The sequence below is a fragment of the Variovorax fucosicus genome, assembly GCF_030316825.1.
GTDB classification, from domain to species: domain Bacteria; phylum Pseudomonadota; class Gammaproteobacteria; order Burkholderiales; family Burkholderiaceae_C; genus Variovorax; species Variovorax fucosicus.
The window spans coordinates 2,227,370-2,250,396 of record NZ_JASZYU010000001.1; the positions used below are offsets into that span (position 1 = coordinate 2,227,370).

Here is a 23,027-nt window from a genome sequence, read left to right on the forward strand (position 1 = left end):
AGTTACCCGAGGGAAGAGCCCGAATGAAATTGATCGGATCCGCCGCCAGCCCGTACGTGCGCAAAGTGCGCGTGGTCATGGCCGAAAAGCGGCTGGACTACCAGTTCGTGAAGGAAGATGTCTGGTCGGACACCACGACGATCGGTCACTCGAACCCCCTGGGCAAGGTGCCCTGCCTGGTGATGGAAGGCAGCGAGGCGATGTTCGACTCGCGCGTGATCGTCGAATACCTGGACACCCTGTCGCCGGTCGGCAAGCTCATTCCGCAGCAGAGCCGCGAACGCGCCGAGGTCAAGACCTGGGAGGCGCTGGCCGATGGCGTGATGGATGCGGGCATTCTCTGGCGCCTCGAAGCCAATTGGGCCGGCCGGGGCGAGGGCGAGCGCAGCCAGGCCTGGATGGATCGCCAGCGCGGCAAGGTCGAGGCCGGCATCGCCGCCATGGCCAAGGGCCTGGGCGACAAGCCGTTCTGCAGTGGCATCCACCTGAGCCTGTCGGACATCGCGGTCGGCTGCGCGCTGGGCTGGATCGCGTTCCGCTTTCCCGACATCGACTGGCACGCCAAGCACAGCAATCTGGCGCGGCTGCACGACAAGCTGCTGACGCGACCCAGCTTCGCCGACACGCAACCGGCCTGACCTGCGCCGTCAAAGCCCGGTGAAGCGCCGTACCGCCGGAAAGTAGAGCCGGTACGGCAGCACCCGCAGCAGCTTCATCCAGCCGGTGAAGCGCTTCGGAAAGTGAATCTCGAAGTCACCGCGGGCCCAGCCTTTCAGCATCTCGTCGGCCGCCTGCGCTGGCGCGATCAGCGCCGGCATCTCGAAATCGTTCTGCGCCGTCAACGGCGTTGCCACGAAACCCGGCTGGATCACGCTGATGCCGATGCCGCGATCGTGCAGATCGGCATACAGCACCTCCGCCAGATTGGTCAGCGCGGCCTTGGTCGGCCCGTAGGCCAGGCTTTGCGGCAGGCCGCGGAAGCCGGCCACGCTGGCCGTCAGCGCGATGTGGCCGCTGCCGCGCGCAATCGCATCAGGCAGCACTGCCGCCAGCACGTTGAGTGCGCCCACGTAGTTGGTCTGCTGGTGCGCCAGCATCACGTCGAGATCGAACGCATCGGCGCGCAGCGACCGGTAGGTGCCGGCGCAATACAGCACCAGGTCGACCGGGCCCCGGGCCGCGAGCTGCGCGTGCGCCGAATGCACCGCTGCGGCATCGCGCACATCGAGCGGCAGCACCTCCACGCGGGCGCGCTCGCCCGGTGCGGCGCGATACTCTGCGGCCAGCGCTTCGAGCGCCTCGCCGTTGCGCGCCGACACCGCTACGCAGGCGCCGCGGCCGAGCAGCGCCGACGCGGTCGCGCGGCCAATGCCCGAGGACGCGCCGACGATCCACACCGTCTTGCCGCGCCAGTCTTCCAGCGGTGGGTTGAAAGCGGCGAGCAGCCTCATCGCCGGGTGAACGAAAGCGTGACCGCGCCGAGCGTGACGCCGAACTTGCTCATCTCGGCGCGGTTCAGCATCACGCGGTCGTCGACCAGAATCATCCAGTCGTCCATCTGCACTTCGTAGACCTTGTCGCCGACGGGTTGCCGGAGGGTGTAGTTCCAGTGGAAGGCGTTGCCGCGCTGCTCTCCCTGCGCCACGCCGACCACGTCGTCGGCCGTGCCGGTGAAGCGGCCGTCCGGCAGCGCCTTGAGCTTCCACACGCGGCGGCCGGTGGTGCCGTCGCTGTAGGTGAAGGCTTCGTCGAGCAAACCTTCGTCGCCATTCCAGCGGCAGTTCATCTGCACCACGAAACGCTTCACCACCTTGCCGCTGCGGTTCTGGAACATGCCGTGCGCCTCGAGCTTGCCGTTGAAATAGCGCTGCAGCGAGAGTACCGGCCGCTCGGCGGCGTAGTCCGAAGGCTGTGGCGCGGCACAGCCGCCGAGAGCGGCAGCCAGCGCCACGGCCGCGGCAGCAGCGAAGAAGCTTCTTCTTGTCATGGAGAGACTTTCAGGGGCAGAGATTGGGGTGTGCCGCGGATCAGCAGCTGCCACAGCGCCGCGGCGGCCAGCAGCTTCAGCAGGCAGGGCAGCAGGCAGTAGGCGGCGGTGAGCGCCTGCAATGCGCCGGCATCGCGCGCGCCGGGTGTGTAGCCCGCCAGACCCAGCAGCGGCAGCGCCAGCCCCGCGGCCAGCGCCAGGTTGAGCTTGGTGGCGAAGTTCCACCAGCCGAAGTAGGCGCCGGCATGCTGGGGCTCGCCGGCATCGGCCAGCACGCCGGCCAGCAATGCGCCGGGCAGCACGAGGTCGGCGCCGAGCGCGACGCCCGAAAGCGCGCACACCACGAGAAACGGCATTGCGTCGCCCGCGCTCATGCCGCTGGCGGCCGCGAACACCGCGACGGCCAGCGCCATGCCGGCCAGCCAGGTACGCGCCAGGCCGAGCCGGGGCACGATGCGCAGCCAGAACGGAATCGACAGGGCTGCACAGACGAAGTAGCTGCCAAGGAATGCGGGCTGCAGCGATTCGGGCGCCTGCAGGCGGTCCTGTACGAAGAACAACACCAGCGTCGCCGGAATTGCACTCGCAATGCCGTTCAGCACGAACACCGCGAGCAGCCGGCGAAACGCAGGCCGCCGGAACGGCAGCCGCAAATCGGCCGCCGCGTGACCGGCCGGCGTGCGTGGCCGCGGGGCGCGCGTCCACAGCGCCCAGCCGGCCGCCAGCAGCAGAACGAACAGGCCGACCATGACCGGCAAACCCGCGAGCGTGGGCACCACCGATGCAACCACCACGCCAGCCAGGCCCAGCCCCTCGCGCCAGCCGACGATACGGCTGCGCTGCACAGCGTCACCGCCCAGCATCGCGCCCCAGGCCTGGTGCGTGATGCTGAGCGCGCTGTAGCCCGCGTAGCTCAGCATCAGCAGCACAGCGGCCGTGGCCAGCAGCAGGCCGTGCCGCGAGGTGTCGACCAGCAGCTGCGGAAAGAACAACAGGCCGAAGCCGAGCGCGAGCAACACCGCGGCACCTGCCCCGAAGCCGAGCACGGCCGAAGGGGCACGTGCGTGAAGCCGGTCGCTCAGGCGCCCGAGCAGCGGGTCGATCAGCGCGTCCACCAGGCGCGCGCCGAGCAGTACCAGGCCGAGCGCCGCCAGCGGCACGCCGAAGTTGCGTGCGTAGTGGTTCGGCAGCAGCACGTACAGCGGCAGCGCGACGAAAGCCAGCGGCAGCCCGAGCAGCCCATAGCGCAGTCCGTCGAGGCGGCTGAACGGCGTGGTCATTTGCCGAGCAACGCCTCGCGCAGCGCGGGCTCCGAGCTTTGCGGCCCGAGCCAGATGCCGAAGAAGCGCTGCGCGAACTGCGGATCCCGTACGTTGGCCGTGGTGCGCCCGTTGTGGAGAAAGCGCACGCCGGCACCTGGCTCATAGATGCCGGTCAGGCGGTCGCCCTTGTTCACATTGGGGAAGGCCTGGGTCATCGTGCGCAGCCACAGCGCGGCCTGCTCCGGCGCAATCGGGCCGGCGCGGCGCATCTCGTCGAGCGAACGCCGTGCGATGTCGTCGCCCTCGAACCGGCGCAGGTACTGCAGCTCGAGCGCGAGCGGCTTGCCGGCCCACTCGGCCGGACTGAAGCCCGGCGTCACCCACAGGCTGGCGTCGTAGATCTCGAAGCCCCATACGGTGAGCCGGCTCGCGCCCGCGCGCTGTGCGCCGGGCAGCGCCGCGCTGACCTCGACACCCGGCTGAACGCTCGCCTGTGCCACCGCATTCAAACCGAAAAGGCCTGCAGCGCCAGCCAGCAGGGCGTGAGCGCCTATCGCTTTTGCAGCGTGTACTGCACCACGTCGATGTTGGCCCCGGCGAATGCCGCTTCGCAGTAAGCGAGATAGAACTCCCATATGCGCATGAACCTTTCATCGAATCCAAGTTGCAGGATCTGGCCGCGTTGCGCGAGGAAGCTCTCGCGCCAGCGGCGCAGCGTCTCGGCGTAGTCGGGGCCGAATGCGAATTCGTCCACCACCTCGAGCCCGGCCGCCGCCGCCTCGCGCCGGAACTCGCGCGGGCAGGGCAGGCAGCCGCCGGGAAAGATGTACTGCTGGATGAAGTCGGTCGAGTCGATGTAGCGGTCGAACAGCTGGTCGTCGATCACGATGCTCTGGATGCAGGCGCGACCGCCCGGCTTGAGCAGCCGGCCTACGCTCTGGAAGTAGGTCGGCCAGTATTCGCGGCCGACCGCCTCCACCATCTCGATCGAGCAGATTGCATCGAACGGCGCGTCGGTGATGTCGCGGTAGTCCTGCAGGCGCAGGTCGGCGGGCAGGCCGGCGGTGCGCTGCTGCGCAAAGGCGAGCTGCTCGGTCGACAGCGTCACGCCGGTCACGCTGGCGCCGAAGCGGCTGGCCGCCATCTCGGCCAGCGCGCCCCAGCCGCAGCCGATTTCGAGCACGCGGTCGCCGGGCTTGACCTGCGCCAGCTCGAGCGCGCGCTGCACTTTGGCATGCTGCGCCGCGGCCATCGGCTTGCCGAAGTCGCCTTCGAACCATGCCGACGAGTAGTTCATCGTCTCGTCCAGCCAGAGCCGGTAGAACGCATTGCCGAGGTCGTAGTGCGCATGGATGTTGCGCGAGCTGCCGGCCTTGCTGTTGCGGTGCATCAGGTGCCGCACGCGGTACAGCAGCCGGCCGAACCAGCTGCCGTAGACCACGTCCTCGATCGCGCGGCGGTTGGCGATGAACACCTTGATCAGCTCGGTGAGGTTCGGCGTCGTCCAGTCACCGGCGATGTAGCTCTCGGCGAAGCCGATGTCGCCCGATTTGAGCGCGGCGCTGCAAACCTCCCAGTTGCGCAGCGTGAGGGAAGCCGTCGGGCCGCTGCCGGGCGCGGTGCCGAAATGCTGCACCGAGCCGTCGGGCAGGCGCACTGTCAGCGAGCCGTGCACCAGGCGCTGCAGCAGGCCGAGCACGGTGCGGGCGGAAGACGGCGCGTCCTGCGGCAGCGAAAAACAGGGCGCGGTGGTGGTCGGGTTCATGGCGTCGCCTTGTGTTCGCGCGAAACGGGTTGCTCGGGTCGGGGCGGTTTGCCGGCGAAGGGCACGCGCTTGAGCCAGAGCCTTGCCGCCTGCCAGTGAATTCGGGCGACAACGCCGAAGGTCATCGCGGGATAACGCCACAGCGCGCGCCGCACGCTGGCCGCGGTCAGTGGCTCGAGCACGCCGCCGACGCTGGTCTGCAGCAGCGGGCCGCCCGCGTCGTCGTGGTCGATGCGCACCACGGTGCGTTGCCGGTGCTCGTCGACAAAAAAGCGGAACCGGTACTCGCCCTGCACACGGCAGAACGGCGAGACATGGAAGGCCTTGGCCGCACGCTGCTCCATGCCGTAGACGGGGTGCTCGAGCAGGTAGCAATGGCGTTCGCCGAAGGTGTTATTCACTTCGACCACGATCGCGCGCAGCGCACCGGCCGCACTGTGGCAGTACCAGAAGCTCACCGGCTTGAAGGTGTAGCCGAACACGCGCGGGTAGCAGTGCAGCCAGACTTCGCCGGTCGCGTCGTGGATGTGCTCGGCGGCCAGCAGGGCATCGAGCCAGGCCAGCGCGCCGCCTTGGTCCGGGCCGCGGCCATCGCCATGGTCGCGGTCGTGGAAAGAGAGCGACGCAAAGCGGTTGATGGCCAACGTGCCGCCGCCGTGCCGGCGCAGGGCGCGCATCGGCAGCATGAGGAAGTAGGTCGGATAGACAAAAGCGTTGTGCGCCGGGCGCAGTCGGGTGTGGCGCACTTCACCAAAGCCCATCAGCGGCACCGGCGAGGTGGCGGGCGGTCTTGCAGCCTGCGCGCGCAGACCGCCGCCGTGCTCCTTGGCCTCGATCGCGTTCATGCTGCCTGCCTCGCGTCGTTGCCACCAGCGAGGCGCCTGCGCACCCCGGCGGCTGCGGCCAGTCCGGCTTTCAGGCCGTCTTCGTGAAAGCCGTAGCCCATCCACGCGCCCGCGAACCAGGTGTTGCGCCGGCCTTGCAGCTGCTGCACATCGGCCTGCGCCCGCAACGCAGCGAGATCGAACACCGGGTGGGAGTAGTCGTATTCGGCCATGACCTGACTACGCGCAATCGGCCGCTGCGGATTCAGCGAAACGACCACCGGCTGCTGCCAGGGCAGCGGCTGCAGCTTGTTGAGCAGGTAGTGCAAGCAGACCTGCGGCGAATCGGTGGCGTTGGCGGCCTCGTAGTTCCATGCGGCCCACGCGGCGCGCCGCTGCGGCAGCACCGAAGCATCGGTGTGCAGCACCGCGCGGTTCGGCTGGTAGCGGATGGCGCCGAGCGTGGCCCGTTCGGCGGGCGAGGCGTCGGCCAGCAGCGCCAGGCTCTGGTCGGAATGCGCGGCCAACACCACGTGGTCGAAGCGCTCGGTGCCGTTGTCGGTGGCGATCAGCACGCCGTTGGCGGTGCGCGTGATGCGCCGCACCGGCGTGCCGAGCCGGGCGTCGTCGAGGCCGGCAACGATCTTTTCGACGTAGTGCCTGGAGCCGCCTCGGACGGTGCGCCACTGCGGCCGGTCGGCGATCTGGAGCAGCCCGTGGTTGTGGCAGAAGCGGATCATGGTCGCCACCGGAAACGCCAGCATCTGCTGCGTCGGGCAGCTCCAGATGCAGCCCATCATTGGCAGGAAATACCAGTCGCGGAATGCGGCGCCGAAGCGGTGCGCATCGAGGAAGTCGCGCAACGGCTGTGCGAGTTCGTTCTCGGTGCTGGCCTCGGCGATGCGCGTGGTGAGGCGATTGAAGCGCAGCAGATCCGCCAGCATGCCGAGGAAGCGGCCGTCGAGCAGATTGCGGCGCTGCGCAAACACGGTCGACAGGTTGTTGCCGCTCCATTCCAGTCGTTGGCCGTCCGGCCGGTGCGCCTGCACCGAAAACGACATCTCGGAGGCAGCCGTCTCGACGCCGAGTTCGGCGAACAGCGCGATCAGGTGGGGGTAGGTGCGATCGTTGTAGACCAGGAAGCCGGTGTCGACGCCATGGCGCACCGGGCGTTGCCCGGCAGCGACCGGCAATTCGAGCTCGACCGTGTGGGCGTGGCCGCCGAAATAGTCGCCCGCTTCGAACAGGGAGACGCGGGTGTCAGCGCGCAGCGCGTGGGCGGCTGCGAGCCCTGAGATGCCGGCGCCGATGACGGCAACCGTCGGGTGCGGCTTGGTCATGCCGCGAACCCCGGTGAATACAAAAATGCTGCGAGGCGCTCCGATGCGAAGGAGGGAGGGAGGGAGGAGGAGAAGAATCGCCTCGGAATTTCAACCGGACGACAAGCATCCGGAAGACCTCGCAGCATGAAAACTGACGGGCTTTTGTCGTCGCCCGATGCCTTTATGAGCGAGTGCCACTCACCCCGGTTCCCGGCGTACTCGTAAGCATTTGTGACGGTCTTGGCAAGCTGGATTGGACGCATCGGTCGATATTAATACCGATTCGTCTTTGTGTGAACTGATTGGTATCAATTTGACCCCAGCTGCTTTTCCAGCTCGCGCACGAAGCCGCGGTCATCCGGCGCCGTGGTGCTCGAATAGCTCTCGACCACCTTGCCGTCGCGGCCGATCAGGTACTTGTAGAAGTTCCACTTGGGTGTGGTGCCTGACATCTGAGCGAGTTGCTTGAACAGCGGATTGGCCTCGGGCCCGCGCACCGACGACTTGCCGAACATCGGGAATTTGACGCCAAAGGTGCTTTCGCAAAAATCGGCAATCTCCTTGTTGGAGCCCGATTCCTGCGAAAAGTCGTTCGACGGAAAGCCCAGCACCACGAGCCCGCGCGAGCGGTATTTGCTGTCGAGTGCCTCCAGCCCCTTGTACTGGGGGGTGAAGCCGCAGAAGCTCGCCGTGTTCACCACAAGCACCACCTTGCCGGTGTACTGGCACAAGGCTTGGGGTTTCTCGTCTTGCAGACGCGGGAAGGTATGTTGCAGGATGGGCGGACAGGTGGCCGTCTCGGCTTTCGCCATTGGCGCCAGGACAAAAAAGGCCGCGGCCACCAGAGGGGCGGCCAGCGTTTTCAACAGGGGGGCGAGATGCATCAGGTTTCTCCGGAAGGGCGGGCGCATCCACCGCGGCGGTGCGCACTTGTCCACATCATCGCGCGCTTGTCACGGGCGCGCCAAACCGGCCGACTAAAATCCGCAGGCTAAAGAAAGACACCGATGCTCTACCCGGAACTCTTCAGACAACTCGAATCCGTCCGCTGGGACATGGACCGGGACATCCCGTGGCAGTCTTTCGACGCGACCCGGTTGACACCCGAGCAGGCCCAGACCATCAAGATGAACGCCATCACCGAGTGGGCGGCGCTGCCGGCCACCGAGATGTTCCTGCGCGACAACCGGCACGACAGCGATTTCTCGGCCTTCATGTCGATCTGGTTCTTCGAGGAACAGAAGCACTCGCTGGTGCTCATGGAATACCTCAAGCGCTTCAGCCCGGAGCACGCGCCGACCGAGCAGGAACTGCACGACGTGCGCTTCGACTTCGATCCGGCGCCGCCGCTCGAAACCTTGATGCTGCATTTCTGCGGCGAGATCCGCCTCAATCACTGGTATCGCCGTGCCGCCGAATGGCACACCGAGCCGGTCATCAAGCACATCTACACCACGCTGAGCCAGGACGAAGCCCGCCACGGCGGCGCCTACCTGCGCTACATGAAGCGGGCGATGGAAAAGTTCGGCGACGAGGCGCGTGCCGCCTTCACCAAGGTCGGCGTGCTGATGGCCAGCGCCCGCCGCACCGCGCAGGCGCTGCACCCGACCAACCTGCACGTGAGCAAGGCGCTGTTCCCGCGCGACACGATCCAGAGCCGCATGCCCGATCCAGACTGGCTCGAGCACTGGCTCGACAACCAGATCAAGTTCGACGCGGTGTGGGAAAACAAGGTCGGCGAGCGCATCCTGCACAACCTGAGCCTGCTGATGAACCGCAGCTTCAAGACCGTGCAGGAACTCAATCGCTACCGCAAGGAACTGGCCGCCACGCTCGGCCCCAAGCCCGAATACCAGGGCGCCTAACGGCGTTCGACCACGATCGGTGCGAGGCCCAGGCCGTTGCGCACCTGTTCACCCAGCATCAGCGCCGCATCGCGCGAGGCATAGGGCCCGGCCTGTAGCCGGTGCATGCCGCTCTCGCTGAACACCGCCAGCGTGGTGGCCAGCGACGGCATCTGCCGGGCCACCTTTTCCTGAAAACTCGCCGCGCCTTCGCGCTGGCTGAACGCGCCCAACTGCAGCCAGAACCCGGCCGAGGGGGTGGCGGTGTCGACCTTCTGCGGCTGCGGCTCCGACGACGTTGACGTCGACGGTGACCGCGGCGGCGACGCAACGGGTGCCGGCAGCGGCATCGGCGCCAGCGGCGCCAGATCGGTCACCGTGCTGCGCGGCTGGTCGACCACCGGCGCTGTCATGGCGACCGGCACCGGCACTTCGGGCGGCGGCAGGGCCGTGGGCGCCGCTTGTGCCAGCGCGGTATCGCCCGGTCGCCGCCAGGCGCCGGTGCGGATGTCTTCGTTGGTGATGCGCTCGATCTCGACCGGTGCCACGCCGCGCAGCAGGTCGAGCTTGAGCGCCGCGGTGTAGCTGAGGTCGATGATGCGGCCCTCGTGGAACGGGCCGCGGTCGTTCACACGCACGATCGCCTCGCGCCCGTTGGCCGGGTTGCGCACCCGCACGTAGCTCGGCAGCGGCAGTGTCTTGTGCGCGGCCGTCATCGCGTACATGTCGTAGGGCTCGCCGCTGGCGGTCGACTGGCTGTGGAACTTGCGGCCGTACCAGGAAGCGAGCCCGCGTTCGCGGAACGGCCGGTCGTCCGCGATCGGCACGTACGACTGGCCCAGCACCACATAGGGCTTGCTGGTGCCGCCGCCGGCGCGGATCGGCTCGACGCGGGGCTCGGCGTCGGGCACCTGGTCGAGGTTGCCGGGCGGGTTCGCATCGGCACCGTCGCGCCCGGTTGCTGCCCCGCGCGGGCCGCTGGCACAGCCAGCCAGCAGCGCGGCCGAGGCGCAAATGACCAGCGCCAGCACGTGGTGCTGAAAGGCCGGCCGCGCGCGCTCAGCCAAAGACGGCCTTCCACAACACGAGCATGGCGCTGCGTTCGCTCGCCAGCGCGCTCATCGGCACCTGGGTCGGCTCCTCGTTGAGCCGGGCCCGGTGCTGCACGCGGCGCAGCTCGCGATAGGCTTCTGAAGCGGCGCGGCCCACGCCGGCCGGCAGCAGGCCGGCTTCTTCCGCGCGCAGCAGCAGTGCGATGTTGCCAACGTTCGGCAGCAGCGAAGGATGGCTTGCGCCTTCCGACAAGACCAGGAACTGCACCGCGAACTCGGCGTCGACCATGCCGCCGGGGCTGTGCTTCACGTCGAAGCGGTCGGGCTTGACCGGGTGTGCGGCGCGCACCTTCTCGCGCATCGCGACGATCTGCGTCCTGAGCGCTGCCACATCGCGCTGCGAGGTGATCACGGCTTCGCGGATCGCATCGAAGCGGGCGCCGAGCCCGGCATCGCCGAGCACGAAGCGTGCACGCGTCATGGCCTGGTGTTCCCAGGTCCAGGCGGTGTTGCTGCCGCGTCCGAGCTGGTACTTCTCGTAGGCCGCGAAGCTGATGGTGAGCAGGCCCGAGTTGCCGTTGGGGCGCAACGCGGTGTCGATCTCGAACAGGTCGCCTTCGGCCGTCTTGACGGTCATCCAGTTGATCAGCTTGCGCACATAGCCGGCGTAGATCTCGCTGGCGCGTTCGTCGTCGTCCTCGTAGACGAACACGATGTCGAGGTCGCTGCCATAGCCGAGTTCCTTGCCGCCCAGCTTGCCGTAGCCGACGATCGCGAACTGCGGCTGCGCGCGATGCCGGTTGCGCAGCAGCGGCCAGCACCAGCGCGCGGTGACGCGCAGCACCGCATCGGCCAGCGCGCTCAGGTCGTCGGCCACCTGTTCGACCGAGATCCGGCCCTCCACGTCGCGGGCGAGCGTGCGGAACACCTCGGCATGGTGCGCGCGCCGCAGCATGTTGAGCATCGCTTCCTCATCGGCTTCGCCGGTGCTGCGCATGGCGTCGTGGCGCGCTTCGAGTTCGCGTTCGAACTCCTCGGCCTGAAAGCGGCTGGTCAGCATTTCGTCGCTGGCCAGCTCGTCGATCACGCCCGGATGCTGCAGCAGGTAGCGCGCCGGCCATTTGGCGGCGCCGAGCAGGCGCAGCAAGCGTTGTTGCACCGCCGGCCGCTCGACCAGCAGCGCCAGATAGCTTTCGCGCCGCAGCAGCGGCTCGATCCAGTCGGCCCAGCGCAGCGCGGCCTGGACATGGTTGGTGGTCTGGCCGGCGGCGTCGCCATCGGGCTCTTCGCGCAGCCAGCGACCGGTGCGCTGTACCAGTTGGCGCAGTCGCGCCTGCGTCTCCTCGCGCAGTGCCTGCACGCGTGGGTGGTCGACCCAGTGCCGGATGCGATCCGCGAAGGCCGGCGGCAATTCGTCCAGCAGGTCGGTCAGGTCGGCCGGTGTGGCGGCGGCCGCCTTGCCGTTCTTGCCGCCATTGCACTTGCCGTTACAGGGCTTGGGCTCGCCGCCCAGCAGCTTGTCGAACTCCTGCGCCACCAGTTCGCGATGGGCGTCGAGCTGGCTCAGGAACGCGCAGCAGTCCGGACTGCCGAGCGTGAGGGCGATCCAGCGCAGATCCTCGTCGCTCACGGGCAGCACATGGGTCTGCTGGTCGTCGAGGTACTGGATGCGGTGCTCGACCCGGCGCAGGAACACATAGGCCTCGGCCAGCGCATCGGCCGTTTCCTGCGGCATCAGGCCGGCGCGCGCGAGACGTTGCAGCGCATCGAGGGTGGGGCGCGTGCGCAGCTCGGGGTATTGGCCGCCGCGCACCACCTGCAGCAGCTGCACCGTGAACTCGATCTCGCGGATGCCGCCACGCGACAGCTTCACATCATTGGCCCGGGCCGGCCGCCCGGCGCTGCGGCGCGCCGCCTGGTCGCGGATCTGCTGGTGCAGCACCCGCAGCGCGTCGAACACGCTGTAGTCGAGGTAGCGGCGGAACACGAACGGCAGCACCACCGTGCGCAGCGCCTGCGCCGAGGTGTCGGCAATGCAGTCGAGTGGCGCGACCACGCGGCTCTTGAGCCACGCAAAGCGCTCCCATTCGCGGCCCTGCACCTGGAAATACTCTTCGAGCGCGTCGAGCGACACCGCGCTCGGCCCCGAGTTGCCGTTGGGCCGCAGGGCCAGGTCGACCCGGAACACGAAACCGTGTTCGGTGATGTCGCCCACCAGTGCATAGATGCGCTTGACCACGCGCGCAAAGAAATCCTGGTTGGCAATCCGGTTGCTGCCCGTCGCGTTGCCGTCGGTTTCGCCGTCCAGGTCGTACAGGTAGATCAGGTCGATGTCGCTCGACACGTTGAGTTCGCGTGCCCCCAGCTTGCCCATGCCAACCACCCAGATCCGGGCCGGCTGGCCTTCGGGCCCGCGCGGGGCCCCGTGCACGCCCTCGAGTTCGCGGCAGGCTTCGCAGCACGCCGTGTCGAGCGCGAACTCGGCCAGTTGCGTCACGGCGGTGGTGATCTGCTCGAGCGGGGCCTGCGCGTCGCAGTCGATCACTGCCAGCCGCTCCATCACGAGCTGTCGCACGATGCGCAGGGCGTCGCCCACCGTGTCGCCGCGCGTGCGCAGCGCCTCGAAGGCCGTGATCATGTGGGGGCGCACCGGTGCGCCGGGCGGCAACAGCGCCAGTTCGCCGGCATAGCGCCGCCGAAGACGTTGCACGAAGCGCGAATGGGACGACAGCGGCACTGGCAACGGCAATGCCCCCGACGCCGCAATGGCATCGCTGCTGCGCGGGTCGGCGCTGGAACCGGTCTGGAGGCTGGCAGTCATAATTCCTGACACAGCGCGATCCTCAATGAACGACACGACGTCTTCTCCCTCACGTCTGCTCAGAATCACCGCTGTCACGGCGCGCTGGATACTGGGTTTGCTGATCGCCGCGTGGTTGTTGTTCGCGCTGTCAGTCGTTGTCCTACACGGCTGGATTGTGCCGCGAATCGGCGATTACCGTGGTGCGCTCGAGGCGCAGGCCAGCAAGGCCATCGGGGTGCCGGTTCGCATCGGCTCCATCACGGCGGAATCGGGCAGCCTCTTTCCCAGCTTCGAACTGCGTGACGTGGTGCTGCACGATGCACAGCAGCGCGAGGCGCTCAAGCTTGCGCGCGTGGTGGCCAGCGTGTCGCCGCGCTCGCTCTGGCGCCTCAACTTCGAACAGGTCTACGTCGAAAGCCCCGAGGTCGACGTGCGGCGCGACGCCGCGGGCAAGCTGCATGTGGCCGGGCTCGACATGTCGACCGAAACCAGCGGAGAGACCCGTTCGGCCGACTGGTTTTTCTCGCAGCGCGAGTTCGCGGTCAAAGGCGGGACCGTGCGCTGGACCGACGAGCAGCGCGGCACGCCGCCCATCCTGCTGAGCGACGTGAGCTTCGTCGCCCGCAACAGTGCGCGCCGCCACACGATGCGTCTCGACGCCACGCCACCCGAGGGCTGGGGCCAGCGCTTCACCTTCCGCGGCCTGTTCCGGCAACCGCTGCTGTCGGTGCGCAGCGGCAAGTGGCAGACCTGGGATGGCCAGATGTACGCCGAGCTGCCCTACATCGACGTCACGCGGCTTGGCCAGTACGTGGCACTCGATGCGCGCATCCGCGAAGGCAATGGCGCATTGCGCGTGTGGGCCGACCTGGACGATGGCCAGATCAGCGGCGGCGCGCTCGACCTCGCGCTGGCACGGGTCGATGCCGTGCTCGGCGAGAAGCTCGAGCCGCTGGTGCTGCGCGCCGTCACCGGCCGGCTGGCAGGCAGCGTGAGCGACGAGAGCTTCCAGTTCTCGACCACCAACCTGCAGTTCGACACTGTCGACGGCCTGCGCTGGCCTGGTGGCAACCTGTCGTTCCAGCGTACGCGGGCCAAGGGCCGCATCCCGGAGCGCGGCGTGTTCAAGGCCGACCGGCTCGATCTGGCAGCGCTGGCGGTGATCGCCAACCGGCTGCCGCTGGACGCGGCCACCCATCGCGCGCTGTCGACCTATGCCCTGCGCGGGTTGGTCGAGCGCATCGATACCAGCTGGCAGGGCCCGCTCGGCGCCCCCGAGCAGTACCAGGCGCGCGGCCGCGTCAGCGCACTCAGCATCGCCTCGCAGCCCGGCACCGCGCCGGCAGCCTCGCCGGGCGACGCGCCGGTCGGCACGCCCGGCGTGCGCGGTGCCACCATCGCGTTCGACGCAACCCACGCCGGTGGAACGGCCGACGTCAGCATCGCGCAGGGTGCGCTCGAGCTGCCCGGCGTGTTCGAGGAGCCCGTGGTACCGATCGACCAGCTCACGGGCAAGCTGAGCTGGAAGCTCGATGGCCCGAAGGCGCAGCTGCAGGTGACCGGCGTGCGTTTCTCCAATGCCGATGCACAGGGCGAAGCCAAGGCCGACTGGCGCACCAGCGACCCGGCCACGCGCTCGGGCGCGCGGTTCCCGGGCGTGCTCGATCTCCAGGGCCAGCTCACGCGGGCCAACGGCACCCGCGTGTTCCGCTACCTGCCGCTGGTGATTCCCAAACACACGCGCGACTACGTGCGCGACGGCGTGACCAAGGGCACTGCGAGCACGGTCGATTTCAAGGTGCGCGGCGACCTGCGCGACATGCCGTTCATGGATCCGCGCCAGGGCGAGTTCCGCATCGCCGCCAAGGTGGCCGACGTGACCTATGCCTACGTGCCGCCGGTGCCTGGCGCTGCAGCCGGCACCCACTGGCCTGCGCTGACCGGCCTGTCGGGCGAGCTGGTGTTCGAGCGGGCCGGCATGCTGGTGCGCAATGCGCGCGGGCGTATCGTCGGCGCGCCCGGCATCGAGGTGAGCAAGGCCGAGGCCGAGATCGCCGACATGTCGCACCATGCGGCGCTGCTCAAGGTCGATGCGCAGGCCAAGGGGCCGCTGGCGGAACTGCTGCGCGTGGCCGCACCGGTCGCTGGCGGCGCCACCGGCGAGGCCGCTGCGCGCGCCCGCGCCACCGGCAATGCCGACTACAAGCTGCGGCTCGAACTGCCGCTGGCGGCCATGGACAAGGTCAAGCTGCAGGCAAGCCTGGTGCTGGCCGACAACGAACTGCAGCCAGTGCCCGAGGCGCCGCCGTTCACCCAGGCGCGTGGCACGCTGACCTTTACCGAAAGCGGCTTCGCGCTGGCCGGCGTGCAGGCCCGGCTGGCGGGCGGCGAGGTCAAGGTCGAAGGGCGCGGGCGCTATGCCGGCACCGGCAGCGAGCTCAGCTTCAAGGCGCAGGGCACCACCACTGCCGAAGGGCTGCGCGCTGCGCGCGAGGTCGGCTGGCTCGCCCGGCTCGCGAAGAACGCGAGCGGCAGCACGCCCTACACGGCCGCGTTCTCGCTGCGCGACGGCAATGCCGAATTCCAGCTGGACAGCACCCTGCAGGGCCTGGCGCTGCAGTTGCCCGCACCGCTGGCGAAGGCGGCCGACGAAGCGATGCCGCTGCGCCTCGCCAAGAAACTGGCAACCCGTGCCAGCCCCGCCGCACCGCTGCATGACGAACTCTCGCTGGACATCGGGCGCGTGCTGTCGGCGCGCTATCTGCGCGACATCTCCGGCGCCGAGTCGAAAGTGCTGGCCGGTGGCATCGGCGTCGGCCTCGAAAGCGGCGAGTCGGTCGCGTTGCCGGCGCGCGGCGTGCTGGCCAACATCCGGCTCGCGCGCGTCGATGTGGATGCCTGGAAGTCGCTGTTCGGCGGGGCCGCCGGCGCAGCGCCCGAGGCGGCGGTAGCGGTGGCGGGCAAGGACGACGAAGCCTCGACCTATTTGCCCACCTCCATCGCGCTGCGCGCGCAGGAACTGGTCGTGGCCGGCCGCAAGCTGCAGAACGTGGTGCTCGGCGGCAGTCGCGAGGGCACGCTCTGGCGCGGCAACATCGACGCCAACGATCTCAGCGGCTATGTCGAGTACCGCCAGTCGCAGGACGGCCGGCTCTATGCGCGGTTGGCGCGGCTGCGGATCGCGCCGAGCGAGGCGCCCGAGGTCGAATCGCTGCTGGACGAGAAATCCGACACCCTGCCCGCGCTCGACATCGTGGTCGACGATTTCGAGCTGCTCGGCCGCCGGCTCGGCCGCGCCGAGATCAGTGCGGTCAACGTCGGTGGGGCCGGGCGCGAGTGGCGGCTCAACAAGCTCAACTTCACGACACCGGAGGGGACATTCACCGCCCAGGGCAGCTGGGCCGCGTCGCGCGCCCGCGGCGAGGCGCGCCGCATGACGATGAGCTTCAAGCTCGACATGAGCGATGCCGGTGCGCTGCTCGGCCGCTTCAACATGAAGGACGTGGTGCGGCGTGGCCGCGGCCGGCTCGAGGGCGAGGTGGACTGGCGCGGCTCGCCCTTTTCGCTCGACTACCCGAGCCTGGGCGGGCAACTGCACGTCGACGTGGAGTCCGGGCAATTCCTCAAGGCCGACCCCGGCCTGGCCAAGCTGCTCGGCGTGCTGAGCCTGCAGGCGCTGCCGCGTCGGCTCACACTCGATTTCCGCGACATCTTCAGCCAGGGCTTCCAGTTCGACTTCCTGCGCGGCGACGCGAAGATCGCGGGCGGCGTGGCCTCCACCAACAACCTGCAGATGAAGGGCGTCAACGCCGCCGTGCTGATGGAAGGCAACGCCGATATCGCGCGCGAAACCCAGTCGCTGCACGTGGTGGTGGTGCCTGAGATCAGTGCCGGCACGGCGGCGCTGGTCGCCACGGCGATCAACCCGGCGATCGGGCTCGCCACCTTCCTGGCGCAGGCGGCACTGAGCCGGCCGCTCTCCGCCGCCGCCACGCAGGAGTTCCAGATCGACGGCACCTGGGCCGACCCCAAGATCACCAAGGTGCCGCGCAAGCTGATACCTTAAGGAAAACCATGAAAGTTGCAGCCCTGCAGATGGTGTCGTCGGTCGAACGCGAAGCCAATCTGGCGCGCGCCCATGTGTTGCTTGGCGAGGCGGCGGCGGCCGGTGCCGAACTGGCCGTGCTGCCCGAGTACTTCTGCGTGATGGGACGGCGCGACACCGACAAGCTCGCACTGCGCGAACGCCCGGGCGACGGCCGGGTGCAGGGCTTTCTGGCCGACGCCGCACGCGAATTCGGCCTCTGGGTCGTCGGCGGCACCTTGCCGATGGAAAGCCCGGAAGACCAGCATGTCTTCAACAGTTCGCTGGCCTTCTCTCCCGCCGGCGACTGCGTGGCGCGCTACGACAAGATCCACCTGTTCCGCTACGACAACGGCAGCGAGCACTACGACGAGCGCCGCGTCATCACGCCGGGCACGCAGCCGGTGCTGTTCGAGCTGCCCTCGCGCGACGGTCACCTGTGGCGCGTCGGCATGAGCGTCTGCTACGACCTGCGCTTTCCCGAGCTGTACCGGGCGCTGGCCGCCCAAGGCGCCGAACTGCTGCTGGTGCCGAGCGCGTTCACCCACACCACCGGCTCGGCCCACTGGGAGTTGCTGCTGCGCACCCGTGCGATCGAGAACCTGGCCTGGGTGATGGCACCGGCGCAGGGCGGCACGCACGAGAACGGCCGCCGCACCTGGGGTCAGTCGATGGTGGTCGACCCGTGGGGCGTGATCGCCGCGCAGCAGGCCAGCGGCGAGGGCGTGGTGCTGTGCGATATCGACGCCGCGCAGATTGAAGCGACGCGGCGCCAGCTCCCCGCGCTGTCGCACCGCGTGCTCTGACGTGGCCGCCCTGCCGCAGCAACCGATCGTGCCGGCCCGACAGGCCGTTGCGCGACTGCGCTCGCTCTGGCAGCGCTGGTTTCTCTGGGTGCTGCTGGCGCTGCTGGTGATGGTCCTGCTCGGCACGGTGGTCTGGCTCGCGGGCCGGCACGAGGCCGACCAGGTGCAGGCCGCGCTCGACCGTGACACCTCCGACGCCGTGGCCGAGTTGCGCGGCGGCCTGCAGCGCAACGCGCAAAGCCTCAACGCACTGATGACCGATACCCGCGGCCGCGTGCGCTGGCCGGAGGACGAGGCCACGGCATTGCTGCGTGCGCACCGCGAATGGGTCCGGCTCGAATGGCGCGATCCGCAACTGCAGTTGCGGGCGGCTGCCGACTCGCCGTACCGCGTTCGGCTGTTCGACGAGGCCACGCGCGAGGCGAGCCGATCCGACATTGCGCTGGCCTGCGCGGCCGCAAGCAAGCTCGGTGGCGCGGCCTATTCGCCGAGCCACTACGTGCCGGTCGGCAGCGGCACCGGCGTGGAGGTGATGGAGATCTGCCTGCCGAGCGAAGCCGGCGACTACCTGATCGCGAGCTACGCCATGCGCGAAACCCTGATCGAACTGGTCGGCCCGAGCCTGCGGCGCGGTCAGGAGGTGGCCTTTGCCGAGCCCGACGGCACCCGCCTGGCCACGGTGGGTGCGCCGCGCCGCGGCGGCAACCGGATCTTCACGTCGCAGCAACTGATCGACCTGCCCGGCGTCACGCTGATGCTGCGGGTGGACGGCTGGCGCGCCGAGCCCGATCTGTTCCCGAACCTGCTGACCGGGCTGGTGACGGGCGTATCGATCGCGCTGATTTCCGTGCTGATCCTGCTGGCGCGCGACACGCGGCGCCGGCTCAGGGCAGAGCGCGAGCTGGCCGACACGCTGGCGTTTCGCAAGGCAATGGAAGACTCGGTCATCACCGGCCTGCGCGCGCGCGACCTGCAGGGCCGCATCACCTACGCCAACCCTGCCTTCTGCGCGATGGTCGGCTTCAGTCTCGATGAACTGATCGGCCGTCCCGATGCGCCCTACTGGCCAACCGAACTCGTGCACGAGTACCAGCAGCGCCAGACCTTGCGGCTGGCGGGTGGCATGCCCCCGCGCGAAGGCTTCGAGTCGGTCTACATGCGCAAGAACGGCACGCGCTTTCCGGTGCTGATCTTCGAGGCCCCGCTGCTCAATGCGCAGCGCGTCCAGACCGGCTGGATGAGCGCGTTCATCGACGTCAGCGAGCAGCGCCGTGTCGAAGAACTGTCGCGTGCCAGCCAGGAACGGCTGCAGGCCAGCGCGCGGCTGGCCACCGTCGGCGAAATGGCCTCGCTGCTGAGCCATGAACTCACGCAACCGCTGGCCGCGATCGCGAGCTATGCCACCGGCTCGCTCAACCTGCTCGATGGCGAGCCCGACGGCGCGCCCGCGGAGCTCGCCATGGCACTGCGCCGCATCGGCGAACAGGCCGAGCGCGCCGGCCAGGTGATCCGCAGCGTGCACGACTTCGTGCGCCGGCGCGACCGCACGCGCGAGGCGGTCTCGCCCCGCGCCCTGATCGATGCCGTGCTGCCGCTGGTGCAGTTGCAGGCACGCAAGCTCGGTGTGCGCATCGACATCGTGCTGGAGCGCGACCTGCCGCAGGTGCTGTGCGATCGCACGCTGGTCGAGCAGGTGCTGCTGAACCTGGCGCGCAACGCCATGCAGGCGATGGACGTGGCCGGCATCGATGAACGCGTGCTGCTGATTCGCGCGGCGCGAGGCGGCGGCAGCAACAGCAGCAGCGTCGACAGCGCCGGCGAAGCACGCCGCTGGCTCGAGTTCTCGGTGGCCGACATCGGCAGCGGCATCAGCGACGAGGTCGCAAAGCGCCTGTTCACGCCTTTCTTCACCACGCGCAGCGACGGCATGGGCCTGGGCCTGAGCCTGTGCCGCACCGTGGTCGAGCAGCACGGCGGCGCGCTGCTGTTCGAGCCGAACCGCCCGCGCGGCACCATTTTCCGTTTCACCCTGCTGGCGGCGGTGCCCACGGCGCCGCTGCCGCTGGTCACCGAATCCACTTCGCCCTGAACCGATGCAACCCCTGATCGATGCCCTGATCTTCATCGTCGACGACGACGCCAGCGTGCGCGAGGCGCTGGCCTGGCTGCTGCGCTCGCGGCGCCTGATGAGCGAACATTTCGAGAATGCCGAGGCCTTCGAGGAACGCCTTGCCCACGATCATTCGATCGACGCGCCGGTGCAGCCGCGTTGTCTGCTGCTCGATGTGCGCATGCCCGGCACCAGCGGACTGGTGCTGTTCGACCGACTTGCCGCGCGCGGGCTGCTCGAAGCCATGCCGGTGATCTTTCTCACCGGCCATGCCGACGTGCCGACGGCGGTCGACCTGGTCAAGCGCGGTGCCTTCGACTTCTGCGAGAAGCCGTTCTCCGACAACGCGCTGGTGGATCGCATCGAGCAGGCGCTCGGTGCGTCGCTGCGCGCCATCGAGCGCCAGCGCGAGCGCCTGCGCCTGACGAACCGCATGACCGAACTCACCGAGCGCGAACGCGACGTGATGCGGCTGGTGGTCGAGGGCCTGCCGAACAAGCTGATCGCGGATCAGCTCGCCATCAGTGTTCGCACGGTGGAAGTGCACCGCGCCCGCGTGTTCGAGAAGATGGAAGTCAAGTCCGCCGTCGAACTTGCCAACCTTCTGCGCGGCATCTAGCCGTCAGCCCTGCCAACCGTCAGCCTTGCGGCGGGCGCTCGCCCACGAAGATCTCGACACGGCGGTTATGCGCGCGGCCGGCATCGCTGTTGTTGTCGGCAACGGGCTCGCGCGAGCCGCGGCCGTCGATCTGGAAGGCCGTGGAACGCACGCCGCGCGAGATCAGGTAGTCGCGCGTGCTGGCGGCACGTTCGACCGACAGCGGGTTGTTGATCGCATCGGTACCGGTGCTGTCGGTGTGGCCGATGATCCGTACTTCGGCGTTGCCGTTGTTGCGCAGGCCGGTGGAGAACTGATCGAGCACGGCCGCAAAGTTGGGTTTGATCGCGGCGCGACCCACGTCGAACGAGGCGTCGCTCGGGATCGCGAGCTTGAGTTCGTTGTTCGCGGTTTGCGACACGGCGATGCCGGTGCCCTGCGTGGCCTGTTCCATCTGGCGCTTCTGCGCTTCCATGCGCTGCGACCAGAGGTAGCCGCCGAGTGCGCCAGCGGCAGCACCCACTACCGCACCGGTGCCGATGGCGCCGCGATTGCCGCCGGTAGCGGAGCCGATGGCCGCGCCGGCCAGTGCGCCCACGCCGGCACCGATGCCGGTGTTGCGCTGCGTGTCGCTGACACCGGCGCAGCCGGTCAGCAGCACGGCGAGGGCGCAGGAGGAGAGAACGAGTTTTTTCATGGCAGTCCCTTTCGACGATGTGGCCTGCGATTATCGGGACGCCAAAGCGCCGTTCGGGCGAGCTGAGCTCCTTCGCGTTACCGGATGACGCCCTCATGCGGCGATGCCTTACAAGGCGTCAGTCGCGCTCTTTCGGCGGCCCGCTTTCGTCGGCGTCATCGCCATGGTCGACCTCGCCGCGCTTGCGGCCCGAGAACATCGTCCACCACACGATCAGCACCAGTACCAATCCGGCCCCAAGGGCTTCAAGCAAAATCAGACCCATGAACAAAGGACTCCTGTGGCGGCTTGCCGTGCCCGCGATCGTAGTGGCATTGGCGGCAGGCTGCTCCTTCGGGCCGCGCACGCCCACGGTACCTGAGGTGCCGGGGGTCGGCGAACCGCCACCGCTCGGCCCGCTCACCGGCTCGCTCACGCACCCCAAGAGCCGCTGGGTGCCGGTGGGCTGGTCGGAGCTGCCGGGCTTCGGTGCCGACCCGTTGCACGAAGGCTGGGTGGCGCTGGTGTCGAACTGCGCGCGGCCCAACGCGGCCTTTGCGCCGCTGTGCCAGGACGTGCGCCGCCTCGCCATCGCCGACGGTGAGGCACAGCGTCAGTGGATGACCGATCGGCTGCAGCCCTACCGCATCGAATCGCTCACGGGCCAGAGCGAAGGCCAGCTGACCAGCTACTACGAGCCGGTGTACGACGCCGCGCGCCGGCCGAGTGCGCAGTTCAGCGTGCCGCTGTACCGCGCGCCCGACGGCATCGCGGCGCGCAAGCCCTGGTTCACGCGCCAGCAGATCGAGACCTTGCCCGAAGCCCAGGCCGCGCTGCGCGGCCGCGAGATCGCCTGGCTTGCCGATCCGATCGACGCCATGATGCTGCACATCCAGGGCTCGGGGCGCCTGCGCATCGTCGAGGCCGATGGCGTGCAGCGCACCGTGCGGGTGGCTTTCTCGGCCACCAACGACCAGCCCTACCGCAGCATCCAGCAATGGCTCACCGGGCAGGGTGTGCGTGCCGGCCGCTGGCCCGACGACGTCAAGGACTGGGCCGTGCAGAATCCGCAGCGCCTGCCGCAACTCTTGTGGAGCAACCCGCGCTATGTGTTCTTCCGCGAAGAGGCGCTGAACGAAGTCGATGCCTCGGCCGGCCCGCGTGGTGCGCAAGGCGTACCGCTCACCGCCGGGCGCTCGATCGCGGTCGACCGCGACAGCATCCCCTACGGCACGCCGGTCTGGCTCGCCTCCAGCGGCCCGACCGTGCAACTGCAAAAGCTGGTGGTCGCGCAGGACACCGGCAAGGCCATCACCGGCGCCGTGCGCGCCGACTACTTCGCCGGCACCGGCAATGACGCCGGCCGGCTCGCAGCAGCCGTGAACCAGCCGCTGCGCCTGTGGGCGCTGTGGCCGAAATGAGCGATCCCGTGAACTGGGTGCGGCACGGTGCTTGCGTACCACCTTTGTGAAAGCATCCATGAACCTGAGCACTTTTTCCATCATCTTCGCCGGCGTGTTGCTGAACTCTGCAGCACAGCTGATGTTGAAGGCGGGCGCAAGGTCGTTGGGCGCAGTGTCGATGGGCAGCACGGCGTCACTGGTCCAGGCTGCATGGGGCGCGGCCACCCAGCCTTGGATCGGAGTCGGGCTGGTGTGTTACTTTGTAAGCGCAGCGCTCTGGATCGTGGCATTGACGAGAGTCGACGTCACCATCGCCTATCCGATGCTGTCGATGGGTTACGTCATCGCTGCATTGCTCGCGTGGCAGCTGTTCGGGGAGTCATTGAGCGCCGGCAGGATTATTGGCATTGCCATCATCCTGATCGGGGTCGTCGTGTTAGGCAGAAGTTGAAATTTCATTGTTGCACGCAGACCGACGCCGCTGAGCAATC

The 23,027-nt window shown here is 68.5% G+C and carries 20 protein-coding genes; 8 read left to right on the forward strand and 12 right to left on the reverse strand.

The features are described 5' to 3' along the window. Positions 1–23: 23 nt before the first annotated feature. Positions 24–638: a glutathione S-transferase N-terminal domain-containing protein gene (locus QTI05_RS10645; RefSeq protein ID WP_286624339.1), complete on the forward strand. Its 615-nt coding sequence runs from the start codon at positions 24–26 to the stop codon at positions 636–638. Positions 639–647: 9 nt separating this feature from the next. On the opposite strand, the gene QTI05_RS10650 is transcribed toward QTI05_RS10645, so the two are convergent. From QTI05_RS10650 to QTI05_RS10685, 8 genes are all read right to left on the reverse strand, one after another. Then, positions 648–1,451 (reverse strand): SDR family NAD(P)-dependent oxidoreductase, encoded by an 804-nt coding sequence (locus QTI05_RS10650; RefSeq protein ID WP_286624341.1) that lies wholly within the window; start codon positions 1,449–1,451, stop codon positions 648–650. After that, positions 1,448–1,987 (reverse strand): DUF3833 domain-containing protein, encoded by a 540-nt coding sequence (locus QTI05_RS10655; RefSeq protein WP_286624343.1) that lies wholly within the window; start codon positions 1,985–1,987, stop codon positions 1,448–1,450. Before QTI05_RS10655 ends, QTI05_RS10650 begins: the two co-directional genes overlap by 4 nt. Next, complete coding sequence (locus QTI05_RS10660) at positions 1,984–3,267, reverse strand: MFS transporter (RefSeq protein ID WP_286540189.1); 1,284 nt, start codon at positions 3,265–3,267, stop codon at positions 1,984–1,986. The genes QTI05_RS10655 and QTI05_RS10660 overlap by 4 nt, the downstream gene beginning before the upstream one ends. Next, the gene (locus tag QTI05_RS10665; RefSeq protein ID WP_286624662.1) at positions 3,264–3,749 is read right to left on the reverse strand and encodes a chalcone isomerase family protein; all 486 of its coding nucleotides are present in this window, start codon (positions 3,747–3,749) and stop codon (positions 3,264–3,266) included. Before QTI05_RS10665 ends, QTI05_RS10660 begins: the two co-directional genes overlap by 4 nt. 50 nt (positions 3,750–3,799) lie before the next feature. Next, positions 3,800–5,014: an SAM-dependent methyltransferase gene (locus QTI05_RS10670; RefSeq protein WP_286624344.1), complete on the reverse strand. Its 1,215-nt coding sequence runs from the start codon at positions 5,012–5,014 to the stop codon at positions 3,800–3,802. Further along, positions 5,011–5,859, reverse strand: a complete 849-nt coding sequence (locus tag QTI05_RS10675; protein WP_444812878.1) for a DUF1365 domain-containing protein — start codon at positions 5,857–5,859, stop codon at positions 5,011–5,013. The genes QTI05_RS10670 and QTI05_RS10675 overlap by 4 nt, the downstream gene beginning before the upstream one ends. Continuing rightward, positions 5,856–7,178, reverse strand: a complete 1,323-nt coding sequence (locus QTI05_RS10680) for an NAD(P)/FAD-dependent oxidoreductase (RefSeq protein WP_286624345.1) — start codon at positions 7,176–7,178, stop codon at positions 5,856–5,858. Before QTI05_RS10680 ends, QTI05_RS10675 begins: the two co-directional genes overlap by 4 nt. Positions 7,179–7,468: 290 nt before the next feature. Further along, positions 7,469–8,071 (reverse strand): glutathione peroxidase, encoded by a 603-nt coding sequence (locus tag QTI05_RS10685; protein WP_444812879.1) that lies wholly within the window; start codon positions 8,069–8,071, stop codon positions 7,469–7,471. 96 nt (positions 8,072–8,167) lie between these two features. Here QTI05_RS10685 and QTI05_RS10690 point away from each other — a divergent pair, with 96 nt between their 5' ends. Continuing rightward, the gene (locus tag QTI05_RS10690) at positions 8,168–9,025 is read left to right on the forward strand and encodes a ferritin family protein (protein WP_286540184.1); all 858 of its coding nucleotides are present in this window, start codon (positions 8,168–8,170) and stop codon (positions 9,023–9,025) included. On the opposite strand, the gene QTI05_RS10695 is transcribed toward QTI05_RS10690, so the two are convergent. Together QTI05_RS10695 and glnE are read right to left on the reverse strand one after the other, a co-directional pair. Continuing rightward, complete coding sequence (locus tag QTI05_RS10695; RefSeq protein WP_286624347.1) at positions 9,022–10,071, reverse strand: septal ring lytic transglycosylase RlpA family protein; 1,050 nt, start codon at positions 10,069–10,071, stop codon at positions 9,022–9,024. The two genes, QTI05_RS10690 and QTI05_RS10695, sit on opposite strands and share 4 nt — an antisense overlap. Beyond that, a complete protein-coding gene (gene glnE, locus QTI05_RS10700; RefSeq protein ID WP_286624351.1) occupies positions 10,064–12,877 on the reverse strand; it encodes a bifunctional [glutamate--ammonia ligase]-adenylyl-L-tyrosine phosphorylase/[glutamate--ammonia-ligase] adenylyltransferase in 2,814 nt (937 codons plus the stop codon). The genes QTI05_RS10695 and glnE overlap by 8 nt, the downstream gene beginning before the upstream one ends. Before the next feature lie 25 nt (positions 12,878–12,902). Here glnE and QTI05_RS10705 point away from each other — a divergent pair, with 25 nt between their 5' ends. The 4 genes from QTI05_RS10705 to QTI05_RS10720 are packed head-to-tail and all read left to right on the forward strand — an operon-like array spanning position 12,903 to position 20,478. Then, positions 12,903–16,925: a YhdP family protein gene (locus tag QTI05_RS10705; RefSeq protein ID WP_286624352.1), complete on the forward strand. Its 4,023-nt coding sequence runs from the start codon at positions 12,903–12,905 to the stop codon at positions 16,923–16,925. A gap of 8 nt (positions 16,926–16,933) precedes the next feature. Further along, entirely contained in the window at positions 16,934–17,749 is an 816-nt protein-coding gene (locus tag QTI05_RS10710; RefSeq protein ID WP_286540179.1) for a carbon-nitrogen hydrolase family protein, read from the forward strand. Between the two features lies 1 nt (position 17,750). Further along, positions 17,751–19,838 (forward strand): sensor histidine kinase, encoded by a 2,088-nt coding sequence (locus QTI05_RS10715; protein WP_444812880.1) that lies wholly within the window; start codon positions 17,751–17,753, stop codon positions 19,836–19,838. A 4-nt stretch (positions 19,839–19,842) separates the two neighbouring features. Beyond that, positions 19,843–20,478, forward strand: coding sequence for a response regulator transcription factor (locus QTI05_RS10720; RefSeq protein ID WP_286540178.1), 636 nt, complete (start codon positions 19,843–19,845; stop codon positions 20,476–20,478). A 19-nt stretch (positions 20,479–20,497) separates the two neighbouring features. On the opposite strand, the gene QTI05_RS10725 is transcribed toward QTI05_RS10720, so the two are convergent. Together QTI05_RS10725 and QTI05_RS10730 are read right to left on the reverse strand one after the other, a co-directional pair. After that, the gene (locus QTI05_RS10725) at positions 20,498–21,154 is read right to left on the reverse strand and encodes a YiaD family glycine zipper/OmpA-like lipoprotein (protein WP_286624354.1); all 657 of its coding nucleotides are present in this window, start codon (positions 21,152–21,154) and stop codon (positions 20,498–20,500) included. A 118-nt stretch (positions 21,155–21,272) separates the two neighbouring features. After that, positions 21,273–21,419 (reverse strand): hypothetical protein, encoded by a 147-nt coding sequence (locus tag QTI05_RS10730; protein ID WP_286624355.1) that lies wholly within the window; start codon positions 21,417–21,419, stop codon positions 21,273–21,275. Here QTI05_RS10730 and mltA point away from each other — a divergent pair. Both mltA and QTI05_RS10740 read left to right on the forward strand, forming a co-directional pair. After that, the gene (gene mltA / locus QTI05_RS10735) at positions 21,418–22,554 is read left to right on the forward strand and encodes a murein transglycosylase A (protein WP_286624357.1); all 1,137 of its coding nucleotides are present in this window, start codon (positions 21,418–21,420) and stop codon (positions 22,552–22,554) included. The two genes, QTI05_RS10730 and mltA, sit on opposite strands and share 2 nt — an antisense overlap. Before the next feature lie 58 nt (positions 22,555–22,612). Beyond that, positions 22,613–22,987, forward strand: coding sequence for an SMR family transporter (locus tag QTI05_RS10740; protein ID WP_286540173.1), 375 nt, complete (start codon positions 22,613–22,615; stop codon positions 22,985–22,987). The last annotated feature ends 40 nt before the right edge of the window (positions 22,988–23,027 follow it).